We start from the raw sequence: 21,598 nt of genomic DNA on the forward strand, positions 1-21,598 counted from the left end.
GCACGGAGGGCGCCCACCACGACAACTTCGGCGTCGAGTCACGCGCCTTCCGGACCGCCCCGCGCCCCGCCGGCACCGCGGGACAGCCGCCGGCGGTGACGCCCGGCACGGTGCCCCGCCCCGTACGCGGGATGCCGGAATCACGGAGCCGGCACGGCGGCGGGTGGTGACGCCGTGTTCCGTGCCCCGGGGACGGGTGGGCCGGCGCCGTCGTCCGGAGTCGACGTCCTGTCCGCCGCGGCCAGCGCCCGCAGCAGGGCGCGGGCCACCGCGTCGTTCTGGCGGAAGGCCGGGGCGTTGCTGCGGGGGCGGGCGAAGGCGGCGACGGCCCGGCTGTTGGTGGGGGCGCCGAGGGCGATACGGCGGGGGTGGGGGCCGCCGAGCGACGGGTCGACGACGCGCCCGTCGGCCGGGGAGACGGCGAGCAGACCGGTGCGGTGGGTGTGGGCGGCGTCGGCGACGATCTCCTCGGTGAGCGCGCCCGTCCGGTGCAGGCGCCGCAGGAGAGGGTCCGCCGTGCGGTCGAGGGAGGGGGCCGGGACGTAGGCCTCGATCAGGGCGGTGGCGTGGACGGTGTGGCCGGGGACGGTGGGACTGGTCGCGGTGAACGTGCCGGTGGCCTCGTCCGTGCCGATCCGGATGTCCGCCCCGGTGAAGCGGACGATCCCGGCCCGCGACAGCGCCAGCAGCTGGCGCAGGCGGAACCCGGGCGGGCCGGAGGCGAGGAAGCCGAAGAAGCCGTGCCACCAGCCGTCGAGGTCCTCGGCGACGGAGCGGGCGGTCAGCCGCCCCGCGGCGATCAGGCGGGGCAGCACGCCGTACACGGAGAGCAGCGCGAGGAACGCCCCGAGGTCGGCGCTGAACTCCGGGTCCTCGCGGCGGGCGACATCCCGTGCGATGTGATCGCGCAGGTGGTCCTGGAAGGCGTCCGCGTCGGGGAAGACGAGGCCGTCCAGGGGACGGTCCAGGGCCGCGAGGTCCAGCCGGTCCGCCGGGTCGGGCACGGCCGCGGCGACGAGGGCGGTCATGCCGCCGGAGTGCCAGTCGAGACGGTCGTAGGCGGCGCTGAACTCCGGCCAGGGCAGGGCCGTGCGCCCGGGGTAGGCGTGGAACAGTTCGTGGTAGTGCCCGAACCCGATCTCCTTCGCCATCAGCGGCCACACGTCGCGCCGCAGGTCCAGCGGGCGGTCCTCGGCGAGCAGCGCGTCGACGGCGGCGGGGCCGAAGTGGCGCGGCAGCGGGGGCCGCGGGCCCCGGAGCCGGTAACCGGTCTTGGCGTGGTAGGGCACCCCGCGCCGCGATCCGACGTGCAGGACGGGTTCCCGCCCGGACGGCAGGTAGGTGAGGCCGCCGTCGGGCTCCGTGCGGTAGGTGCCGCCGCGGCCCTCGGTGAGCAACACCATCAGGTCGACGAAGGCCAGCCCGAAGCCGCGCAGGACGACGTGTTCGCCGGGCCGCAGGCCCGACAGGTCGGCGTCGGCGGTGAACGCCGGCGGCAGGTGGAAGCGGCCGTGCCGGCGCGCGAAGGCGGCCAGGGACCGGTGCTCGGGGGCGGGCGCGGCATCCAGGTGCCCCTGGGCGAGGACCACCTGGTCGGCGGTGAGCGGGGCGGCGCGGCCGGCCAGGCGCACGCGCTGCGGACCGTCCGCGGGACCGGTGACGGCGGTCGCGGTGGTGCGGTGCCGGACGACGGTGACCGAAGGCGGCAGGTCGGCCAGGACCCTGCGGAACACCCAGTCCAGGTAGGCGCTCTGGGCGCGGCGGGTGGGGAAGTCGGTGCCGGTGAGCGTCCGCAGCTCGGCGAGCACCTCCGGGTCGGCGGGCTCCTCGTACGGCTCGTGGCGCGGGCCGCGGCCGGAGAACTGGGCGGCCCACTCGGCCAGCGACGGACCGGGCCGTACCGGGCCCTCCAGGGTGGAGGACTCGTCGGTGAACAGGGTGATGTCCTCCGCCATGGAGTTCATGCGCAGCAGCGGCGACTGGTCGTGCCGCCAGATCCGTCCGGGACCGGGCGGACAGGGGTCCACCAAGTGGATCACTAATTCCCGGCCCTCTTCCCACAGTTCGGGGGCGTTGGCGGCGATGCGCTCCAGCAGACCGGTGGCGCGCGGACCGGCGCCGACGACGACCAGGACGGCCGGGGAAGTGGCACCGCTCACCGGTCACCACCGGTCACCGGACGGGCGTCGGCGGCGGTCGCCGCGCGCAGCCGGGTCCCCGCGGAGGCCAGGTGCCCGCGCAGCCGCTGCAGGGGCGTGGGCGGCAGGGCGCGCGAGGTCCCGCGGGCGTAGTACCGCTCCACGTAGAACTGCCCCGCGCTCAGCACGGTGGTGACGGCGATGTACCACAGGGTGGCCACCAGCAGCAGCGGGATGACCTGGTAGGTCTGGTTGTAGACGAGCTGCACCGAGTAGAGCAGGTCGTGCACGGCCAGCACGCTGACGATGCTGGTGCCCTTCAGCGTGCCGATCAGCATGTTGCCGGCGGTCGGCACGATGGAGCGCATCGCCTGGGGGACGACGATGCGGCGCAGGGTGCGCAGCCGGCTCAGGCCGAGGGCCTGGGCGGCCTCGGTCTGTCCGGCGTCCACCGAGAGGATGCCGCCGCGCACCACCTCGGCGGCGTAGGCGGCCTCGTGCAGGGTCAGGCCGATGACGGCCGTGAGGGTGGGGCCGAGCAGGTTCACCGTCTGGACGGTGACGAACTGCGGGCCGAACGGGATGCCGAGTCCGAGCGTCGGGTACAGGGCGCCGATGTTGAACCAGAACAGCAGTTGCACCAGCAGCGGGGTCGAGCGGAAGATCCACACGTATCCCCAGGCGAGGGCGCGCAGCACCGGGTTGGCGGACAGCCGCATCACCGCGAGCGGCGTACCGAGCAGGAAGCCGAGGACCGTCACCGCGGCGGTCAGCCACAGGGTCAGCAGCAGGCCGTCCACGACGGCGGCGGTGGTGAAGTACCGGCCGACCACGTGCCATTGGAACGCGTCGTTGCGGACGACGGAGTTGACGGCCGTCGCGAGGAACAGCAGTCCGGCGGCGGCCGACAGCAGGCGGCCGACGCGCCGGCGGGGCACGATCGGCGGCAGCGCTGCCGAAGGGCCCGGTTCCGGGCGCAGGGCGGGCGGGGCGGGAGCGGTGTCGGAGGAGGTGACCATCGGGGGCTCCGGGGAGGGATCGCGGGCGTGGGAGTGATCACCGGGGTGGCATGCGCACGCGAGCACGGCTGGAGTGCTCCGCGAGGACAGGCTGCGGCCCGGGGATTCCGGCGTCGTCACGCGCTGCCGCGTCCCTCAACGCGGCCCAGGAGGGCGCCGCGTACGGCGGAGCCCGTCCGCCGCCGATCGTAGGCGGGCGCGGGACCGGTCTGTCAACACCAGTAGGAATGAGGTGCGTTGAGGTCCGGCATACGGGCACTGGTTGACGGCGGGCCCGTTGTCCTGCTCAATTGTCCGCATGAACGCCCAGCAGCGCTTGGTCTCGCGCGACCACATCGACTTCGGTCGGGTGTGGTCCGCCGCGTGTCGCGTCTGACTCGGCAGCGGGCCGTCTGACCGGCCCTTCCCTCCCTCGGTGACCCCGTCGCGGGCCGAGTTCTCACCGCGCGCTGCCGCCACACCCCTGTTCTTCCGACGCTCCGGCGTCGTCGCGCTCGTCCCATCCGTCGGCATTCGCCTGACGTTCCATCAAATTCCTTTCTCTGTGCGCCAGTCGGCCATGTCCGCCTGCCGGCGACGCGCTCCTCCACGCCCATCAGGACTTGAGGAAAGGCCCTTCCATGCCCGTAGAGTTCCTCGGCATCGCCGCCACCAACGACGGATCCGAAACCACCCCCCGCTCCGGCCCCGCCTTCGACAAGGAGTACACACTGCGGCTCGCCCGGGCCCACGAGGACCACGGCTGGGACCGGGTGCTGTTCGCCTACGGCTCCGGCTCACCCGACCCCGCCCCGGCCGCCGCGTACGTCGCGAGCCGGCTGGACCGCTTGCAGATCCTGCTCGCCCACCGGCCCAACGTCTCCTACCCCACCTTCGCCGCGAAGACGTTCGCCACCCTCGACCGGATCAGCGAGGGCCGGCTGACCGTGCACTTCATCACCGGGGGCAGCGACCACGAGCAGGGCCGCGAGGGCGACACCCTCACCAAGGACGAGCGCTACGCCCGCACCCGCGAGTACATCCGCATCGTCAAGAAGATCTGGACCACCCACGAGCCCTTCGACCACGAGGGCGAGTACTACCGGTTCCACGACTTCGTCAGCGACGTCTTCCCCGTCCAGCAGCCCCGCCCGGGTGTCTCGTTCGGCGGTTCGTCCCCCGCCGCGTACGCCGCCGGAGGCGCCGAGGCCGACATCTACTGCCTGTGGGGCGAACCCCTGGAGAGGACCGCCGAGCAGATCGAGGCCGTGAAGGCCGCCGCGCGGGCCGCGGGACGCACCGACGTGCCGCGCATCCAGGTCGCCTTCCGCCCCATCATCGCCCCGACCGAGGAACTGGCCTGGGAGAAGGCGCACCGCACGGTCGGCGCCATCCGGGAACGGCGTACGGAGGGGCTCGTACGTCACCACCGGTCCGGGGCGCCGGAGAACACCGGATCGCAGCGGCTGCTGGCCATCGCCGAAGCGGGGGAGCGCTACGACCGCGCTCTGTGGACCCCGACCGCCGCCGCTACCGGAGGCGCCGGCAACTCCAACGCCCTGGTGGGCACCCCGGAGACGGTCGCCCAGGCGCTGCTGGACTACTACGACCTCGGTGTCGACATCCTCTCCGCCCGCGGTTACGACCTGCTCGGCGACGCCATCGACTTCGGCCGCCACGTCATCCCGCTCGTCCGCGAGGAGGTCGCCAAGCGCGACGCCGAGCGGGCCGCGCGCGCCGGCGAGCCCCTCGCGGCGGTGCACGGATGACCTCCACCCCCGAACCGACCGTCGTCCGGGTACCGGTCCGCGACCCCCGGGTCGAGCCGCTGCTGCGCGAACTCGGCGACGAGTACACGGCCCGGTACGGCGAGGACGCCCACGCCGAACTCGCCCGCCACCCCGACGAGGAGTTCACCGCGTCCCGCGGCGGTGTCCTGCTGCTGCTCCTGGAGGGCGGGACGCCGGTCGCGGGCGGTGCCTTCCGCCGGTACGACGCCACCACCGCCGAGCTGAAGAGGATCTGGACGCACTCCGCCCACCGCGGACGCGGCCTGGCCCGCCGGGTCGTCGCCGAACTGGAGGCCGAGGCGAGCGCCCGCGGCTACCGGCGGATCCACCTGACCACCGGGCCCCGCCAGCCCGAGGCCCGCGGCCTGTACCTGGCCACCGGCTACACACCCCTGTTCGACACGCGGGCCGACCCCGAGACCATCGGCCCGCTGCCCTTCGAGAAGCACCTCCCCGCCGCGGCGGTACCCACCGGAAAGGCAACGGACCTGTGAACCCCAGCACCTCCGCCTCCCGCCCGCGCCACGCGGCCGTCCGGGCGCTGCTGCCCCTGCTGCCCCTGCTCGCGCTGACCGCCTGCGGCTCCGGTGCGAGCGGCGGGACGGCGGCGGTCGGCGCCGCCGCCTCCCCCGCGCCGTCCGACGACCCGGTTGCCGCCGTGCGCAAGGTGGACTCCGTCGCGGCCCTGCTGCCCGCCGACGTGCGGGCGGCGGGCACGCTGCGGATCGGCAGCGCCATCGGAACCCCGCCGGGGGCCTACTACCCGAACGGCCCCGGCAAGGAGCCCGCCGGCCAGGACATCGACCTCGCGAACGCGGTCGCCAAGGTCCTCGGGGTGAAACCGGAACGCCAGGACGCCTCCTTCGAAACGATCCTGCCCGCCCTCGGCAGCGGCAAGTACGACGTCGGCACCGGCAACTTCGGCGTCACCGCCGAACGCCTGAGGACGATCGACTTCGTCACCTACATCAACGACGGCCAGGGCTTCGCGGTGCGCACGGGCAACACCGCGCTGGGCACGAAGGTCACCCGCCTCACCCAGTTGTGCGGGCTGACCGTCGGCACCGGCGCCGGCACCACCTTCGAGGCGACCCTCACCGCGCGGAAGGGGGAGTGCGCCAAGGAGGGCAGGAAGCCGTACGACGTGAAGGTCTACTCGGAGAACGGGGCGACGCTCACCGCGCTCCAGCAGGGCCGCGTCGACGTGGTCATGTCGACCATCAACGGGCTGCGCCATCAGGCCGCACAGCCCGCTTCCCGCACCACCTTCCTCGGCGAGTACCACCGCCTCGACGTCGGATTCGCCTTCAAGAAGGGCTCCCCGCTCACCAGGGCGTTCCAGGCCGCCGTCAACCACCTGATCGAGGACGGCGCCTACGCCCGCATCCTCGCCAAGTGGGGCACCACCGCCTCCGCGCTCGACGCCTCCGAGATCAACCCGCCCGAACACGCCCCCGCCGCCTGAGCAGGAAGACACACCGATGCGCCTCACCACCGCCACCGCGCCACCCGGTGCCGCCGCCCCGGGCAGCGGCCCGGAGCCCCCGCCCGTCCCGGACGCCCCGCTCGACGTCGTCCCCGCCCGTCACCCCGCCCGCTGGGCGGCGGCCGTCGCCGTGACCGTCCTGGCCGCCCAGTTCGTCCACGGCCTGGCCACCAACCCGGTGTGGGAATGGGGCGTCTTCGCCGACCACGTCCTGTCCGAGACCATCGTCCGGGCCGTGTGGGTGACCCTCCAGCTCACCGCCTACGCCACCGTGCTGGGTTTCCTGCTCGGCACCGTCCTGGCCTTCATGCGGCTCTCGCGCAGCCCGGTCCTGCGGACCGTGGCCTGGACCTACGTCTGGATCTTCCGGTCCATCCCGATGATCGTCCAGCTCGTGTTCTGGTTCAACCTGAGCGCCCTGTACGAGGAACTCGGCGTCGGCATCCCCTTCGGGCCGGTGTTCTGGTCCGTCGACAGCAACAGCCTGGTCGGCACCATCGGCGCCGCCGTCATCGGCCTGTCCCTGCACCAGGCCGCCTACGCCGCCGAGGTCGTCCGGGGCGGCGTCGTCTCCGTCGACCACGGGCAGCGGGAGGCCGCCGCGGCCCTGGGCATCCCCCGGCCGCGGCAGATCCGCCGGATCGTGCTGCCGCAGGCCATGCGGGCCATCCTGCCCACCGCGGGCAACGAGGTCGTCGGCCTGCTCAAGGGCACCTCGGTGGTCTACGTCATGTCCATCGGCGAGCTCTTCTACCAGGCACAGGTCATCTACGGCCGCACCGGCCGGGTGATCCCGCTGCTGCTCGTCGCCACCGCCTGGTACGTGGTGCTGACCACCCTGCTGTCCCTCGCGCAGTACCACGTCGAACGCCGCTTCGCCCGGGGCGCCGACCGCACCCCGCCGCCCACCCCGCTCCAGCGCGCCCGGCACCTGCTCCGCGCGGCGCGGGCCGCGGCCGACCGCCCCGAGGGGCCCGACGCAGTACCCGCCACCCCTCTGGAACCGCTGGGAGGGACCCGATGAGCCAGGTGATGGTGGAGGTCCGCGGCGTCCACAAGAGTTTCGGTGCGCTGCAGGTGCTGCGCGGCGTCGACCTGACGGTCCGCGCCGGCGAGGTCACCGTCGTCCTCGGCCCGTCCGGGTCGGGGAAGTCCACGCTGCTGCGCACCATCAACCACCTGGAGAAGGTCGACCGCGGCTGGATCGGCGTCGACGGGGAGCTCGTCGGCTACCGCCGTGCCGGCGGCAAGCTGTACGAACTGAAGGAGAAGGACGTTCTGAGGCAGCGCACCCGGATCGGGTTCGTCTTCCAGAACTTCAACCTCTTCCCCCATCTGACCGTGCTGGACAACCTCGTCGAGGCGCCCGTCTCCGCGCTGCGCCGGCCGCGCAAGGAGGCGGAGGCGACGGCCCGCCGGCTCCTCGCCCGGGTGGGCCTCGCCGACAAGGCCGGCGCCTACCCGCGGCAGCTCTCCGGCGGCCAGCAGCAGCGCGTCGCCATCGCCCGCGCACTCGCCCTCGAACCCAAGGTGCTGCTCTTCGACGAGCCCACCTCGGCGCTCGACCCGGAACTGGTCGGCGAGGTCCTCGACGTCATCAAGGACCTGGCCCGCACCGGGACCACCATGATCGTCGTCACCCACGAGATCGGTTTCGCCCGCGAGGCCGCCGACACGGTGGTGTTCATGGACGGCGGCGTCGTCGTGGAGCAGGGACCGCCCGCGGCCGTCCTCGACGCCCCCCGGCACGAGCGCACCCGCGCCTTCCTCTCCAAGGTCCTCTGACTCCCCGGCCGCTCCCCGCCCTCCCGCCGTCCCTTCCCGCCACACAAGGAGAACCACCGTGTCCCGCCCCGCCTCCCCCGCCCGCCACGGCACCGCGGTCGCCCTCGCCTCGGCCCTCCTCCTCACCGCCTGCGGCACCCCCTCCGACGGCGGTACGGCCGAGGTCGCGGACACCTCGGGAAACAGGACGAGGATCAACCTGAGCCCCGACCAGGACCGCGTCACCACGTCCACGGTGGAGTCCCTGGCCGCCGCGGTCCCCGGACGGATCCGCGACCGGGGCGCCCTGGAGATCGTCGGCTCCTCCGGTTCCGCGGCGCCGCTGGCCTTCCACGCCACCGACGACAGAACCGTCATCGGCGTGGAGACCGACATCGCCCACCTCGTCGCCGACGTCCTCGGCCTTGAGGCCCGCCTCACCACGGTCTCCTGGGAGAACGTCTTCGTCGGCCTCGACAGCGCCAAGTACGACGTCGGCTTCAGCAACATCACCGTCACCGAGGAACGCAAGGAGAAGTACGACTTCGCCACCTACCGCAAGGACAACCTCGGCTTCGAGGCGAAGAAGGGCAGCGGCCTGAAGGTCGACGGCCCCGAGGACGTGGCGGGCCGGAAGGTCGCCGTCGGCAGCGGCACCAACCAGGAGAAGCTGCTCGTCGAATGGAGCGAGGCGAACCGGAAGGCCGGACGGAAACCGGTCGACATCAAGTACTACCAGAACGACAGCGACACCTACCTCGCCCTCCGCTCCGGCCGGATCGACCTGTACCTCGGCCCCCACCCGACCGCCGCCTACCACGCGGCCACCACCGGGCGGACGGAGGTCGTCGGCACCTGCTCCGGCGGCGGCGCCACCCTCCAGGGCCTCATCGCGGCCACCACCAGGAAGGGCAACGGCCTGGTCGGGCCGCTCGCCGGCGCCCTCGACGAGATCATCCGCAACGGCACCTACGCCCGGGTGCTCGAGCGCTGGGGCCTGTCCGACGAGGCCGTGCCCACATCGGAGATCAACCCGCCCGGCCTGCCGAGGACCGGCACCTGACCGCTCCGAAGGACGCGGAGGAGACACGAGGAAGCAGCGAGGAGACAGCGATGAGATTCCAGGTCCTGACCATCGTCGGCCACGCACCCCATCCGCTGACCGGGGAGCTCGGCTCCACCGCCGACCGGATCGCGCAGGTCGTGGAGACCGCCGTCGCCGCCGAGCGGATGGGCTTCGACGCCTACGCCGTCGGCGAGCGGCACGCCGGCCCGTTCCTGTCCTCCAGCCCCGCGGTCCTGCTCGGCGCCGTGGCCGCCCGGACCATCCGCATCCGGCTGCTGACCGGTGTCACCGTGCTCGCGATCCTCGACCCGGTGCGGGTCGCCGAGGACTACGCGACCCTCGACCAGCTCTCCCGGGGCCGTGTCGAGCTGGTCGTCGGCAAGGGCGCGGAGGCGGGCCACTTCGACCTGTTCGGCCTGGACGAGGACCTGCAATGGGAGTACCAGGCCGAGAAGTACGAACTGCTGCGCCGGCTCTGGCGGGAGGAGGGGGTCTCCTGGGAGGGCAGGTTCCGTCCGCCGCTGAAGGACGCCACCGTCGTCCCCCGCCCGTACGGCTCACGCCCGCCCCGCGTCTGGCACGGATCGGCCACCAGCCTCAACTCCCCGGAACTGGCCGCCCGGTACGGCGATCCCCTGTTCAGCGCCAACGCCGTCCAGCCCCGTGAGGCGTACGCCCGGCTGATCGGCCACTACCGGGAGCGTTTCGAGGCCTACGGCCACGACCCGCGCACCGCGTACGTCGGTGCCGGGTCCGGAGGGCTGTTCGTCGCGGACACCACCCGGGAGGCGGTGGCCCGCTTCAAGGACTACTACGAGGCACGGGTCCGCCAGACCCACCGGCCCCACTTGGAGGGCAAGCCCGGCTACAACACCCCGTTCCGCACCGTCGAGGACGCCGTCGCGCACGGCCCGCACCTCATCGGCAGCCCGCAGCAGGTCATCGACAAGATCCTCGGCTTCCACGCGTCCTACGGGCACGACCTGCAGTCCGTCACCGTCGACACCTCGGGTCTGTCCCTGCCGGAGCAGATCGACCAACTCGCCCGCTTCGCCGAGGAGATCGCCCCGGTGGTCCGGCGGGAGGCCCCCACCACGCTGTGGCGGGAACCGTGAGCCGGCGGCCCGGCCGGCACCCCCGAGCCCGTGTCCCCCGTTCGCAACCGACCCCCGCCCCGTCCGCACCGTAGCCGAAAGGTCTCCGCCATGGCCCGTGTCCTGTCCGTCTCCGGCAGCCCCTCCGCCACCTCCCGCACCGCGCGCCTGCTGCGCCACCTCGACCACCGGCTCACCGCGCAGGGGCACGAGGTGGTGCCGCTGGACGTCCGTACCCTCCCCGCCGAGGCGCTGCTCGGGGCCGACGTCCGGCACCCGGCGATCGCCGAGGCCGCCGCCCTGTTCGCCCGGGCCGACGGCGTCGTGATCGGCACCCCCGTCTACAAGGCCGCCTACTCCGGTCTGCTGAAGACGCTGCTCGACCTGCTCCCGCAGTACGCGCTGGCGGGCAAGACGGTCCTGCCGCTGGCCACCGGCGGCACCACCGCCCACGTCCTGGCCATCGACTACGCGCTGCGTCCCGTGCTGAGTTCCATGGGCGCCGCGCACATCGTGCCGGGCTGGTTCACGCTCGACCGGGACATCACGGTGGCCGACGACGGCACCCTGACCGTCGCGCCGGGTTCCGCCGAGGCCCTGGCCGAGGTCACCGACCGGTTCTCCCTCGCCCTCGGCGGCCGGCCGGCCCTGCTGGCGGCCACCGGGTGAGCGCCGTGACCGCGGCCGCCGGTTCCCCCGGCACCACGGGCCCGCTCCGACGAACCCCGCCGACCGCGGGCCCGGCGTGTCCCCCACCCTTCACTGGTTCCCGCCCACCGACGCCGCCGGCCGGCACCGTGCCCGCCGGCGGCCGCGACGAGGCCGCCGAGCGGATCGCCGAGTGCCCCCGGTTCGGCTTCGACGAGTCCGTCCGCTCCGGCCGCCCGCGTCCAAAGGAGGCGTACCGGTCCGGCCGAGGGGGTCTTGCCCGGGCTCCGTGAACGTCTCCGTACCGGCCACCGGCCGAGGGGGCGGGGCGCGTCCGGGACCCCCGCGGGCGCCTTCCGCTGACGCCGCCGCGCCACGCCACCGGCGTGTTTCGGCCGACGTACCCCACCATCCCTAGTTTTCCTATTGGTTTGCTAGGAAAGTGTTGACGCCGGTCGGCGCAGCGCGTGAGCATGACGCCCGTCGACCGGTTCTCCACGGCCCCCGAAGGAAGACCGCCATGACCACAGCACCGCAGGACGGCGACCGGGCGAGTCGGCCCGACTGGCCGCACATCGCCCAGGAGATGGCGGACGACCTGGCCACCGACGCCGTCGAGCGCGAACAGGCCGGGAAGGCGCCGGTGGAGGAGGTCGCGCGGCTGCGCGAGGCGGGACTGCTGACCCTGCTGGTGCCGGCCGAGCACGGCGGGCCGGGCGCCGGCTGGCGTACCGCGTACACGGTCGTCCGCACCGTGGCGGCGGCCGACGGCGCGCTCGGCCACCTGCTCGGCAGCCACTACTTCCTGTCCTCCAGCGCCCGCTTCTTCGCCGGTCCCGCCGTCGCCGCGCGCGTGGCACGGGAGTCGGCGGCGGGACGGTGGTGCTGGGGCGGCGGCCTCGCCTCCCACGAACCGCCGCTCGTGCTGACCCCCGTACGGGACGGCTACGTGCTGGCCGGCCGCCGCGGTCCCACCGTGGCCGCCCGCGTCGCCGACCGGCTGGTCGTCCGCGCGGCCCGCTCCGGTACCGGCGAGCCCCTGGCCGTCCTGGTCGACCCCGCCCGCCCCGGCGTGGTGTTCGGCAACGACGGCGACACCTTCGGCCAGCGGCTGGCGGCCGGGGACAGCGTGGAGTTCGACTCCGTGCCGGTCGCGGCCGACGACGTGCTCGGCTCGCTCTCCCCGGACGAGGGGGTCCTGTCGCCCTTCGCCTGCCTGGCCGCGCCCGCCGCGCGCCTGTTCTCCGTCCAGTTCTGCCTGGGCGTCGCCGAGGGACTGCTCGCCGAGGCCCGCGAGTACCGCCGGGCCGCGCACGCGCCCTGGCCGCCGTGCCCCCGGCCGCCGTGGCCGGGCGGCCCGTCGCAGGACCCGTACGTGCTCGGCGCCTACGGGGAGCTCGTCGTCGCCGTCCGCGCCGCCTCCGCCCTCGCCGACCAGGCGGTCCGGGCACTGGAGCGCGGCCTCGCGCGGGGCGAGGACCTCGACGACGAGGAGTGCGCGGAGATCACCGTGCTGGCGAGCGCGGCCGAGGCCGCGGCCTTCCGCGCCGTGCGGGAGGTCACCACCGGCGCCCTGGACGCCATCGGGCCGCGCGCCGCCTTCGCCCGCCACGGATTCGACCGCTTCTGGCGCGACGCCCGCACGCACATGCTGCGGGTGCCGGGCGCCCACCGGCTGCGCGAGCTCGGGGAGTACTTCCTCGACGGCGCCCACCCTCCGTTCACCCTGCCCTGCTGACGCGGCGGGCAGCCGGCGGCGGGCCGCGGGTGCCGGGCGGGGCGGGGCGTGGCGGATAATCGCGGCATGCGAATCTCGGCCAAGGCGGACTATGCGGTGCGCGCCGCGCTGGAGCTGGCGGCGGCGGGGGAGGGCGCCCCACTCAAGGCCGAGACGATCGCCTCGGCCCAGGGCATCCCGCACAAGTTCCTGGAGGGCATCCTCGGTGATCTGCGCCGGGGCGGGCTGGTGGTGAGCCGCCGCGGTGGCAACGGCGGCTACCGGCTGGCCCGTCCGGCGGACACCATCGCGATCGCGGACGTGATCCGCGCGGCCGACGGACCGCTTGTGTCGGTGCGGGGCGTGCGCCCGCCCGAGCTGTCCTACACCGGTCCGGCCCGGTCGCTGCTGCCGTTGTGGATCGCGGTGCGCGCCAACGTCCGCAAGGTCCTGGACGAAGTCACCCTGGCCGACGTGGCCGCGGCCGAACTGCCCGGCGAGGTCGTGGACCTCGCCGCGGACCCGGAGGCCTGGACGAACCCCTGAGCGCCCTCGGCCGCGGACGGGACGCGCCGTGCGGCGCGGCCGCCGCCCGGGAGATCCGGACGCCCCGCTCCCTTGACGAAGTCCGGAGCCCGGCCGACACTCGGAGCGGAATCCCTAGCGAATCGGTGGGAAATATGGGACGCCTGGAGCCGGCCGACGAGCGTGCGGCGCGCACGCCTCGCCCGTCCCCCCTTCTCACGTCCCGGCTCCACATCGATCTGCTGCGTGTCTGCAGCGCCGCCGGCCCTCTGCGCTGAACCGGCGTCCGTCCCGGCGCCCTTGTCGCCGCCCGCCGCCCGTGCGCCCGGCGCCGCGCCCGCCCCCTCCGCCCGTCACACGTCCGAGACCCAGAACGCACCCGGGGAGACACATGTCCGCCACCTCCGCCGCACCGTCGTCCGCCGTGCCGCTCCTCTCGCCGCCGCCCGCGTTCCGGGGCAGGATCGGCCGCGACGCCCGCAGCGGCCACTACGCCGTGCCCCACCGCTACCGCCTGCACCTGTCGCCGGCCGACCCGTACTGTCTGGCCCTCGCCGTCACGCACGGCCTGCTCGGCCTCGGCGGCGTCCTGCCGGTGACGCGGCTGCCCGCCGTGCCCGACGAGGCCGGCGGCGGATACGCGGCGCTGCGTCCGCTGTACGAGGCCGGCGCCCACCGTCATCCCGGGCCGGCCGCGGCCCCCGTCCTCAGCGACGAGTGGACGGGACGGATCGTCAGCAACCACGCCCCGGACATCCTGTGCGACCTGGCGCGGCGCTTCGGCGAGCGGGACGGCGGACGCCCGGTGCTGTACCCGCGCGACGCGGAAGCGGAGATCGAGGCCGTCACGCGCCTGTGCGCGCACGGCATCGACGAGGCCGCCCAGCGGGCGGGGCGGGCCGACGCCGACGGCACCGCGCGTGAGACCGCCCTCGACGCCCTGCTGCGCGTCCTGCGTTCGCTGGAGCGGCGGCTGGCCTCCCAGGAGTATGTGCTGGGCGACCACATGACCGCCGCCGACGTGTGGCTGTGGGTGACCCTGGTCCGGCTGGACGTCGTACACCGCCTGCACCTGGACGCCGCCGCGGTGCACCGCCTCACCGCTCATCCGCACCTGTGGGCCTACGCGCGGCGTCTGGCGGCCCACCCCGCCTTCGGAACGCGTCTCGACCTCGACGGCATGGCCCACAGGCACCACGCCCACTGCCGGGGGCTGGAGGCGGCCGGAGCGGCCCTGGCGATCGTGGACTGGGCGGAACACTCCCGCGACCGGGCCCGGGCCGGGGTCGGGGCCGTCTGAGGGACGACCGGCCCTCCCCGAGCAGACCGCCCGTTCGCCGTACACACCCCCCTCTCCCGCCCCCTTCGTCCCCGTCCGCCGAGGAACCGCAGATGCCCACCGGGACACCGTCGCCGTCACCCGCCTTCGAGGGCACGCCGCCCCCGCGGCGCTCCGTGCTGTCGTGGGAGGCCGGCTGCTTCGCCGCGATCGGTGTCCTCTCCACCGCCGGGCAGGCGCTGCTGTACTGGCTGCTGCGCGGCTGGTGGCCGCCGGCCGCGGCCAACCTGGTGTCGCTGCTGGTGCTGACGGTGCTGAACACCGAGGCGAACCGGAGGCTGACGTTCCGTCACACCGCGGCGCCGCCGCTCCGCGCCCACCTCGGCGCCGGCGCCCTCTTCCTGCTCGGCTACCTGCTCACCTCCGGCGCGGTGCTGTGGTTCCGGCACGCCGCGCCCGGCGCCTCGCCGGCCGCCGAGACCGCGGTGCTGGCCGCCGCCTCCGTCGCGGTCACCGTCGTGCGGTTCGCCGTGCTGCGGCTGGCCGTCTTCCGCCGCCCCGGCCGCCGCCGCACCTGATCCGCATCCCTCTGGTGACCTGGAGTGTCGTCCTCCAGTACGCTGTTGGCGCTTCAGTTGCGAACTATTCGCAACAACCGTCTACAGGCAACAAGGGTGTGAGGTACATGACGACCCGTCGGATACGTGGAGTCGCCGCCGCGGCGGCGCTGGCCACCGGGGCCGCCGCCTGTTCGGCGCCCGGGAGCGGCGCGGACGGCGGCGACGGCAAGCCCGCCGAGTCCGTCGTCATCGGGGTGGCCACCGAACCGGACACCCTCAGCCCGCTGCTGGGCTACGGCAAGGACGGCAACTCCAAGATCTTCGACGGGCTGCTCGCCCGCGGCGCCGACCTGAGGCTGAGACCCGCCCTGGCGGCCGCGCTGCCGAAGGTCGGCGACGGCGGACGCACGTACACCTACACCCTGCGCGAGGGGGTGAGGTTCAGCGACGGCGAACCGCTGACGGCGCGGGACGTGGTCTTCACCTACCGCACCGTCCTGGACGCCGGGACCAACAACACCGCCAAGAGCGAACTGGACGCCATCAAGGAGGTCCGGGCGAGCGGCGACGACAAGGTCGTCTTCACGCTCAAGTACCCCTACGCCGCCTTCGCCGCCCGCACCGTGCTGCCCATCGTGCCCGAACATGTCGCCGGCGGGCAGGACCCCAACACCGGCTCGTTCAACACCGAGCCGGTCGGCACCGGCCCCTACGTCCTGGCGAACTGGAGCAAGGGCGAGAAGCTCACCTTCAAGGCCAACCCGCACTACTGGGGCGGCGCGCCGAAGGTGAAGACGCTCACCGTGGCGATCGTCCCGGACGACGACGTCCGTGCCACCCGGCTGCGCTCCGGCGACCTCGACGGCGCCGTCCTGCCGCCCAACCTGGCCGCCACCTTCGAGAACGACGAGAACCGGCGCACCTACGAGGCGAAAACCTACGACTTCCGCGCCGTCACCCTGCCCACCGGCGGCAAGGTCACCGGCGACCCCGCCATCCGGCGGGCCCTGGACGCCGCCGTGGACCGCCGGGCGATGGTCGACAGGATCCTCGACGGCGCGGGCAGCCCGGCGTACGGGCCGCTGCCCGGCGACGACCCGTGGTTCGCGAAGGACATCGCGCGCCCCCGCGACCTCGCCGGGGCCAAGCGCCTCCTGGACGAGGCGGGCTGGAAGCCCGGTGGGGACGGCGTCCGCGTCAAGGACGGCCGGCGCGCCGCGTTCACCCTGCTGTACCCCGCCGGCGACAAGGTCCGCCAGGACCACGCCCTCGCCTACGCCTCCGACGCCAAGGAGGCCGGCATCGAGGTGAAGGCGGAGAGCGCCACCTGGGAGGTCATCGAGCCGAGGATGGGACGCGACGCGGTCCTCGCCGGCTTCGGCAGCGTCGGCGACCCCGACTTCGGCCTGTACACCCTGCTGCACTCCTCCCTCGCCGGCGACGGCTTCAACAACATGGCCCGCTACGACAACCCGGCGGTGGACGAGGCGCTCGACGCGGGCCGCCGCGGCCAGGACCCCGCCGAGCGCGAGGCCGCCTACGGCAAGGTCCAGCGCGAGCTGGTCAAGAACCCCGGTTACACCTTCCTCACCCACATCGACCACCTCTACGTGCTCGCCGACCGCTGGAAGGGGCTGACCACGCAGCTCGAACCGCACGAGCACGGCTTCGCCAGCGGTCCGTGGTGGAACGTCGAGGACTGGCAGCCCAAGCGATGACACGCACTCCCGGGACCCTCCCCTGGAAAGCGGTGGCACGCCTGGCGGGACGGCGGGCCCTGTTCGCCGCCCCCGTCCTGCTCACCGTCACCTTCGGCGTGTTCGCGATCGCCGCCGCCTCCCCCTTCGACCCCGTCAAGGCGTACGGCGGCACCGCCGCGCTCGGCGCCGACCGGGAGACGCTCGACCGGCTGCGGGACAACCTCGGGGTGGACGAGCCCTTCACCACCCGCTGGTGGCACTGGCTGACGTCCGCGCTGAGCGGCGACTTCGGCCACTCCACCGTGATGCGGCAGCCGGTGGCGCAGGTGATCGGCGAACGCCTCGGCTGGTCGGCGCTGCTGTGCGCCGTCGCCTTCGCCGTCGCGGTGCTGCTGGGCACCCTGCTCGGGGTGCTGGCGGCCCGCCGCCCCGGCTCGGCCACGGACCGGGCCGTCACCTCGCTCGCCTACTGCCTGGAGGCGGCACCGGTCTTCTGGATCGCGCTGCTCGCCGTCTGGCTGTTCGCCCTCCAGTGGGACGTGCTCCCGGCCGGCGGCCTCACCGACACCGCCAGCGAACAGGTCACGGCGGGACAGGTCGCGAGCCACCTCGTCCTGCCCGCCGGGGTGCTCGCCGTCTCCCAGCTGCCGTGGTTCGCCCTGTACGTCCGCCAGGGCGTCGCCGACGCCCTGGCGGAGGACCCGGTGCGCGGCGCCCGCGCCCGCGGCCTTCGCGAACGCACCGTCCTGCTCGGCCACGCCCTGCGCTGCGGACTGCTGCCGGTCCTCACCCTGATCGGCTCCCGCGTCCCCGAACTCATCACCGGCGCCCTGCTGGTGGAGAGCGTCTTCAGCTGGCCGGGCATCGCCGCGGCCACCGTCGAGGCGGCCACCGCCGTCGACTTCCCGCTGCTGGCCGCGCTGACCACGCTGGCCACCGCCGCCGTCCTCGCCGGGAACCTGCTCGCGGACGTGCTGTACGGACTCTTCGACCCGAGGGTGAAGCTCAGTGACATGTGACCCTCCCGCGCCCGCCGCGCCCCTGTGGCGCTCCCACGGCACGGACCGCCGCTCCACCCGCGCCCTGCGCGTGCGCGCCTCGGCCGCGCTGGTGGCCGCGACCGTCCTCGCCGTCCTGCTCGTCCCGCCGCTGGCCCAGCTCGACCAGCAGGCCGTCGACCTGGCCGCGAAGCTTCAGCCCCCGTCCTGGGAGCATCCCTTCGGCACCGACGACGTCGGCCGCGACCTGCTGCTGCGCTGCGTGTACGGCCTGCGCGTGTCCCTGCTGGTCGGCGTGGCCGCCGCGCTGACGGCGACCGTGGTCGGCACCGCGGTCGGGGCCGCCGCCGGGACCCTCGGCGGCCGGGCCGACCGCGTGATCATGCGGGTCGTCGACACCGTCTCCTCCGTGCCCCACCTGCTGCTCGGCATCTTCGTCGTCGCCATGTTCCGGCCGGGCGTGTGGCCGGTGGTCGTCTCGGTGGCGCTCACCCACTGGCTGTCGACCGCGCGCATCGTCCGCGCCGAGGTGATGTCCCTGCGCGCCCGCCCCTACGTCGACGCGGCCGTCTCCGGCGGCGCCTCCCGCCGGCGCGTCGCGGTACGGCACCTGCTGCCCGGCGTGCTGCCCCAGGCCGGCCTCGCCGCCGTGCTGATGGTGCCGCACGCCATGTGGCACGAGTCCGCGCTGTCCTTCCTCGGGCTGGGGCTGCCCGCCCACACCGCCAGCCTCGGCACCCTCGTCCAGACCGCCCGGGGCTCCCTGCTGGCCGGCCAGTGGTGGCCCACCCTCTTCCCCGGCCTGTTCCTCATCCTCCCCACCCTCGCCATCGCCGGACTCGCCGGGGCCTGGCGGGAACGGATCAACCCCCGCCGGCGATCGGAGCTGATGCTGTGACCGAGCGAGTCCCCGTGCTGTCGGTGCGCGGCCTGTCGGTGCGCTTCCTGATGCCGGGCGGGCGCCGCGTCGCCGCCGTCACCGGCGCCCACTTCGACGTGGCGCCCGGCGAGTGCCTCGCCCTGATCGGCGAGAGCGGCTGCGGCAAGTCCGTCCTCGCCTCCGCCCTGCTCGGCCTGCTCCCCGGCAACGCGCAGACCGCCGGACAGGCCCTGCTGGGCGGCCTGGACCTGCTCGCCGCCGACGAGCGGACCCTCGCCCGCACCGTACGGGGCCGGCTGGTCGGCCTCGTCCCGCAGAGCCCCGCCGCGCACCTCACGCCCGTCCGCACCATCCGCTCCCAGCTGGAGGAGACGGTGGCGGAGCTGACCGGCGTCCGGGGCCGCGCCGCCCTGCGCGCCGCCGCCGAGGCCGCCGCCGAACGGGCCGCGTTCCCGGCCGGCCACCTCGACCACCACCCGCACGAACTCTCCGGCGGCCTCGCCCAGCGCGCCGCCACCGCCCTCGCCCTCGTCGGCGGCGCCCCGCTGCTGCTCGCCGACGAACCGACCACCGGACTCGACCGCGACCTGGTGGACCGCACCGTCGACGAACTGCGCCGCCACGTCGACACGGGCACCGACGGCGGCCGGGCCCTGCTGATGATCACCCACGACCTGGCCGCCGCCGAGCGCATCGCCGACCGGGTCGCCGTGATGTACGCCGGCCGCATCGTCGAACTCGCCGACGCAGCCGCCTTCTTCGGCACGCCCGGCCCCCGCCACCCCTACAGCCGCGGCCTGCTCCAGGCCCTGCCCGACCGGGCCTTCACCCCCATCCCGGGCTTGCCGCCCGAACTGGACGACCTCCCCGACGGCTGCGCCTTCGCCGCCCGCTGCGCACGCGCCACCGACATCTGCGCCGCACCGCCGCCACCGGCCGGCACGGTCGCCTGCCACCACCCGCACGGGGAGCCCGCCACCCCGCCCCCCGATGCCCACCGACTCGCCCCGGAGGCCGCCGACCGTGCTTGAACTGCGCGCCATCACCGCCGGATACACCAGGAACGCGCCGGTCGTCCGGGACGTCTTCCTGACCGTCGCCCCGGGCGAGGCCGTCGGCCTGCTCGGCCCCAGCGGCTGCGGCAAGTCCACCCTGGCCCGGGTCGCCGCCCTGCTGCACCGCCCCGACTCCGGCACCCTCGTCCTCGACGGCGAACCCGTACGCCGCTGGCGCCACCGCGCCCCGCGCGAGCAGCGCACCGCCTTCGGTGTCGTCTTCCAGCAGCCGCGCCTGTCCGCCGACCCCCGGCTGCCGCTGCGCGACCTCATCGCCGAACCGCTGCGCGCCACCGGCCGGCGCGAGGGCCTGGCCGAGCGGGTCGCCGAACTCGCGGCCGACGTCGGCCTGACCGCCGACCTGCTGGGCCGACGGCCGCACGAGGTCAGCGACGGCCAGCTCCAGCGCGCCTGCCTCGCCCGCGCCCTCGTCCTGCGCCCGCGCTGGCTGGTGTGCGACGAGATGACCGCGATGCTGGACGCCTCGACCACCGCCGCGCTGGTCGCCGTCGTCGAGCGGTACCGCGCCGCCACCGGCGCGGGTCTGCTCGCCGTCGGCCACGACCGCGTCCTGCTGGATCGCTGGTGCGACCGCACGGTCCACTGGGAGACGCTCACGGCGCCGTCGGTCCCCACCGGCGCGATCCCGCGGACAGCCACCAACCCGCGTGTCCCTCTGGACAGTTGACGCACTGGTCCACATCCTCGGGGGAGACAAGAGCACGACTCCGGCAATTCCGGCACGACCCACCCGCACACCGATCGCGCCATCGGAAGGTAGGCGTTCGTGAAGTTCAGCTACGCCATGCTCCCCGACTACCCCCTCGCCGACTCGCTCGACTCCATCCGGCTCGCCGACGAACTGGGCTTTCACGCCTGCTACGCCGCCGACGAGACCTGGCACAAGGACCTGTGGCTCCTCCTCGCCGCCGCCGCGGGCCGAACCCGCGACATCCGCCTGGGGCCGAGCGCCTCCCCGGTGACCCTGCGCGAGCCGACGCTGATTGCACAGGCCCTCGCCACCCTGGACGAACTGAGCGGCGGACGCGCCGAAGGGGTCCTCTCCAGCGGCAACTTCGGACTGCTGGCCCAGTACCGCATCGACTGGGCCCGCACCCGGCCGCTGTCCCGGGTCAAGGAGGCCCTGCACGTGGTGCGCACCCTGCTGGACGAGGGAAGCATCACCTTCGACGGCGAGTTCCACGCGTACGACGGGCTGTTCACCTTCGCCCGCCCCGTCCAGCGCCGGGTGCCGCTGAAGCTGGGCGCGATGCGCGGGCCGAAGTCGTTCGAGGCGGCGGGGGAGTTCTCCGACGGCTGCCACCACGCCCTCAGCTACACCCGAGAGGCCTACGACTACGCGGTGCGGCACATCCGCGCCGGCGCCGAACGCGCCGGCCGGGACTGGCGGTCGCTCGACATCGGCGCCTGGGTCGTCTTCGCCACCGGGCCCGACCCGGCCGCCGCCAAGGACGCGGCGCGCAGTGTGGTCGGCATCTACGCCTCCTCCATGTCCGCGGAACAGCTGCGCCGCAACGGGGTGGAGCCGAGCGAGCTCGAGCCGGTCGTCCAGGCCATCGCCGCCGGCGACCTGGCCCGCGGCATCGAACTGACGACGCCCCAGGTGGCCGAACGGCTCTCCGTGGCGGGCACGCCCGAGGAGTGCCTGGAGAAGATCCGGCGCGAGATGGCCCCCGCCGGGGTGAACCACGTGATCTGCGCGATCACCGACCGCACCCTGGTGAAGACGCTCACCGGCCGCGACCTGCCGGACGTGGCCGACGTGAACACCCAGCTCCGCCTGATCCACGAGCGGATCATGCCCGCGTTCGCCTGATCCGGCGCCGCCCGGTTTTGCGAGAACGGCAAGATCGTTCGCCGGTGCGGGGCGGGCGGGTGC

General features: G+C 74.3%; 20 protein-coding genes. 18 read left to right on the forward strand and 2 right to left on the reverse strand.

Going from position 1 to position 21,598, the window contains the following annotated elements:
- Nucleotides 1–140: 140 nt before the first annotated feature.
- Complete coding sequence (locus tag ACSU6Z_RS26960; RefSeq protein ID WP_437049493.1) at nucleotides 141–2,159, reverse strand: FAD/NAD(P)-binding protein; 2,019 nt, start codon at nucleotides 2,157–2,159, stop codon at nucleotides 141–143.
- Nucleotides 2,156–3,157 carry an amino acid ABC transporter permease gene (locus ACSU6Z_RS26965; protein WP_437049495.1) on the reverse strand — a complete coding sequence of 334 codons (1,002 nt, stop codon included), beginning with the start codon at nucleotides 3,155–3,157 and terminating at the stop codon, nucleotides 2,156–2,158. The genes ACSU6Z_RS26960 and ACSU6Z_RS26965 overlap by 4 nt, the downstream gene beginning before the upstream one ends.
- 620 nt (nucleotides 3,158–3,777) lie before the next feature.
- Here ACSU6Z_RS26965 and ACSU6Z_RS26970 point away from each other — a divergent pair.
- The 18 genes from ACSU6Z_RS26970 to ACSU6Z_RS27055 all read left to right on the forward strand — a co-directional run bounded on the left by ACSU6Z_RS26970 (nucleotide 3,778) and on the right by ACSU6Z_RS27055 (nucleotide 21,535).
- Nucleotides 3,778–4,905 carry an LLM class flavin-dependent oxidoreductase gene (locus ACSU6Z_RS26970; protein WP_437049497.1) on the forward strand — a complete coding sequence of 376 codons (1,128 nt, stop codon included), beginning with the start codon at nucleotides 3,778–3,780 and terminating at the stop codon, nucleotides 4,903–4,905.
- Nucleotides 4,902–5,420, forward strand: a complete 519-nt coding sequence (locus ACSU6Z_RS26975) for a GNAT family N-acetyltransferase (protein ID WP_437049499.1) — start codon at nucleotides 4,902–4,904, stop codon at nucleotides 5,418–5,420. The genes ACSU6Z_RS26970 and ACSU6Z_RS26975 overlap by 4 nt, the downstream gene beginning before the upstream one ends.
- Complete coding sequence (locus ACSU6Z_RS26980; RefSeq protein WP_437049501.1) at nucleotides 5,417–6,391, forward strand: ABC transporter substrate-binding protein; 975 nt, start codon at nucleotides 5,417–5,419, stop codon at nucleotides 6,389–6,391. Before ACSU6Z_RS26975 ends, ACSU6Z_RS26980 begins: the two co-directional genes overlap by 4 nt.
- Nucleotides 6,392–6,407: 16 nt before the next feature.
- Nucleotides 6,408–7,436, forward strand: a complete 1,029-nt coding sequence (locus ACSU6Z_RS26985; RefSeq protein WP_437049503.1) for an amino acid ABC transporter permease — start codon at nucleotides 6,408–6,410, stop codon at nucleotides 7,434–7,436.
- Nucleotides 7,433–8,197, forward strand: coding sequence for an amino acid ABC transporter ATP-binding protein (locus ACSU6Z_RS26990; RefSeq protein ID WP_437049505.1), 765 nt, complete (start codon nucleotides 7,433–7,435; stop codon nucleotides 8,195–8,197). The genes ACSU6Z_RS26985 and ACSU6Z_RS26990 overlap by 4 nt, the downstream gene beginning before the upstream one ends.
- A gap of 58 nt (nucleotides 8,198–8,255) precedes the next feature.
- Nucleotides 8,256–9,239: an ABC transporter substrate-binding protein gene (locus tag ACSU6Z_RS26995; RefSeq protein WP_437049507.1), complete on the forward strand. Its 984-nt coding sequence runs from the start codon at nucleotides 8,256–8,258 to the stop codon at nucleotides 9,237–9,239.
- 50 nt (nucleotides 9,240–9,289) lie between these two features.
- On the forward strand, nucleotides 9,290–10,357 hold the full coding sequence (locus ACSU6Z_RS27000) for an LLM class flavin-dependent oxidoreductase (protein WP_437049509.1): 1,068 nt from the start codon (nucleotides 9,290–9,292) through the stop codon (nucleotides 10,355–10,357).
- 90 nt (nucleotides 10,358–10,447) lie between these two features.
- Nucleotides 10,448–11,005: an NADPH-dependent FMN reductase gene (ssuE, locus tag ACSU6Z_RS27005; protein ID WP_437049511.1), complete on the forward strand. Its 558-nt coding sequence runs from the start codon at nucleotides 10,448–10,450 to the stop codon at nucleotides 11,003–11,005.
- 499 nt (nucleotides 11,006–11,504) lie between these two features.
- Entirely contained in the window at nucleotides 11,505–12,722 is a 1,218-nt protein-coding gene (locus ACSU6Z_RS27010) for an acyl-CoA dehydrogenase family protein (protein ID WP_437049513.1), read from the forward strand.
- A gap of 66 nt (nucleotides 12,723–12,788) precedes the next feature.
- A complete protein-coding gene (locus ACSU6Z_RS27015) occupies nucleotides 12,789–13,247 on the forward strand; it encodes an RrF2 family transcriptional regulator (protein WP_437049515.1) in 459 nt (152 codons plus the stop codon).
- Between the two features lie 370 nt (nucleotides 13,248–13,617).
- Nucleotides 13,618–14,526 carry a glutathione S-transferase C-terminal domain-containing protein gene (locus ACSU6Z_RS27020; RefSeq protein ID WP_437049517.1) on the forward strand — a complete coding sequence of 303 codons (909 nt, stop codon included), beginning with the start codon at nucleotides 13,618–13,620 and terminating at the stop codon, nucleotides 14,524–14,526.
- 92 nt (nucleotides 14,527–14,618) lie between these two features.
- Complete coding sequence (locus ACSU6Z_RS27025) at nucleotides 14,619–15,083, forward strand: GtrA family protein (RefSeq protein WP_437049519.1); 465 nt, start codon at nucleotides 14,619–14,621, stop codon at nucleotides 15,081–15,083.
- Between the two features lie 107 nt (nucleotides 15,084–15,190).
- Nucleotides 15,191–16,783 carry an ABC transporter substrate-binding protein gene (locus tag ACSU6Z_RS27030; RefSeq protein WP_437049521.1) on the forward strand — a complete coding sequence of 531 codons (1,593 nt, stop codon included), beginning with the start codon at nucleotides 15,191–15,193 and terminating at the stop codon, nucleotides 16,781–16,783.
- A complete protein-coding gene (locus ACSU6Z_RS27035) occupies nucleotides 16,780–17,784 on the forward strand; it encodes an ABC transporter permease (RefSeq protein ID WP_437049523.1) in 1,005 nt (334 codons plus the stop codon). The genes ACSU6Z_RS27030 and ACSU6Z_RS27035 overlap by 4 nt, the downstream gene beginning before the upstream one ends.
- Nucleotides 17,774–18,661, forward strand: a complete 888-nt coding sequence (locus tag ACSU6Z_RS27040; protein ID WP_437049524.1) for an ABC transporter permease — start codon at nucleotides 17,774–17,776, stop codon at nucleotides 18,659–18,661. Before ACSU6Z_RS27035 ends, ACSU6Z_RS27040 begins: the two co-directional genes overlap by 11 nt.
- On the forward strand, nucleotides 18,658–19,674 hold the full coding sequence (locus ACSU6Z_RS27045; RefSeq protein ID WP_437049525.1) for an oligopeptide/dipeptide ABC transporter ATP-binding protein: 1,017 nt from the start codon (nucleotides 18,658–18,660) through the stop codon (nucleotides 19,672–19,674). The genes ACSU6Z_RS27040 and ACSU6Z_RS27045 overlap by 4 nt, the downstream gene beginning before the upstream one ends.
- Nucleotides 19,667–20,386, forward strand: a complete 720-nt coding sequence (locus tag ACSU6Z_RS27050) for an ABC transporter ATP-binding protein (RefSeq protein WP_437049527.1) — start codon at nucleotides 19,667–19,669, stop codon at nucleotides 20,384–20,386. The genes ACSU6Z_RS27045 and ACSU6Z_RS27050 overlap by 8 nt, the downstream gene beginning before the upstream one ends.
- Before the next feature lie 99 nt (nucleotides 20,387–20,485).
- Nucleotides 20,486–21,535 (forward strand): LLM class flavin-dependent oxidoreductase, encoded by a 1,050-nt coding sequence (locus ACSU6Z_RS27055; protein ID WP_437049528.1) that lies wholly within the window; start codon nucleotides 20,486–20,488, stop codon nucleotides 21,533–21,535.
- Nucleotides 21,536–21,598 lie beyond the last annotated feature (63 nt).

The organism is Streptomyces sp. enrichment culture (genome assembly GCF_964273145.1).
Lineage (GTDB): Bacteria > Actinomycetota > Actinomycetes > Streptomycetales > Streptomycetaceae > Streptomyces.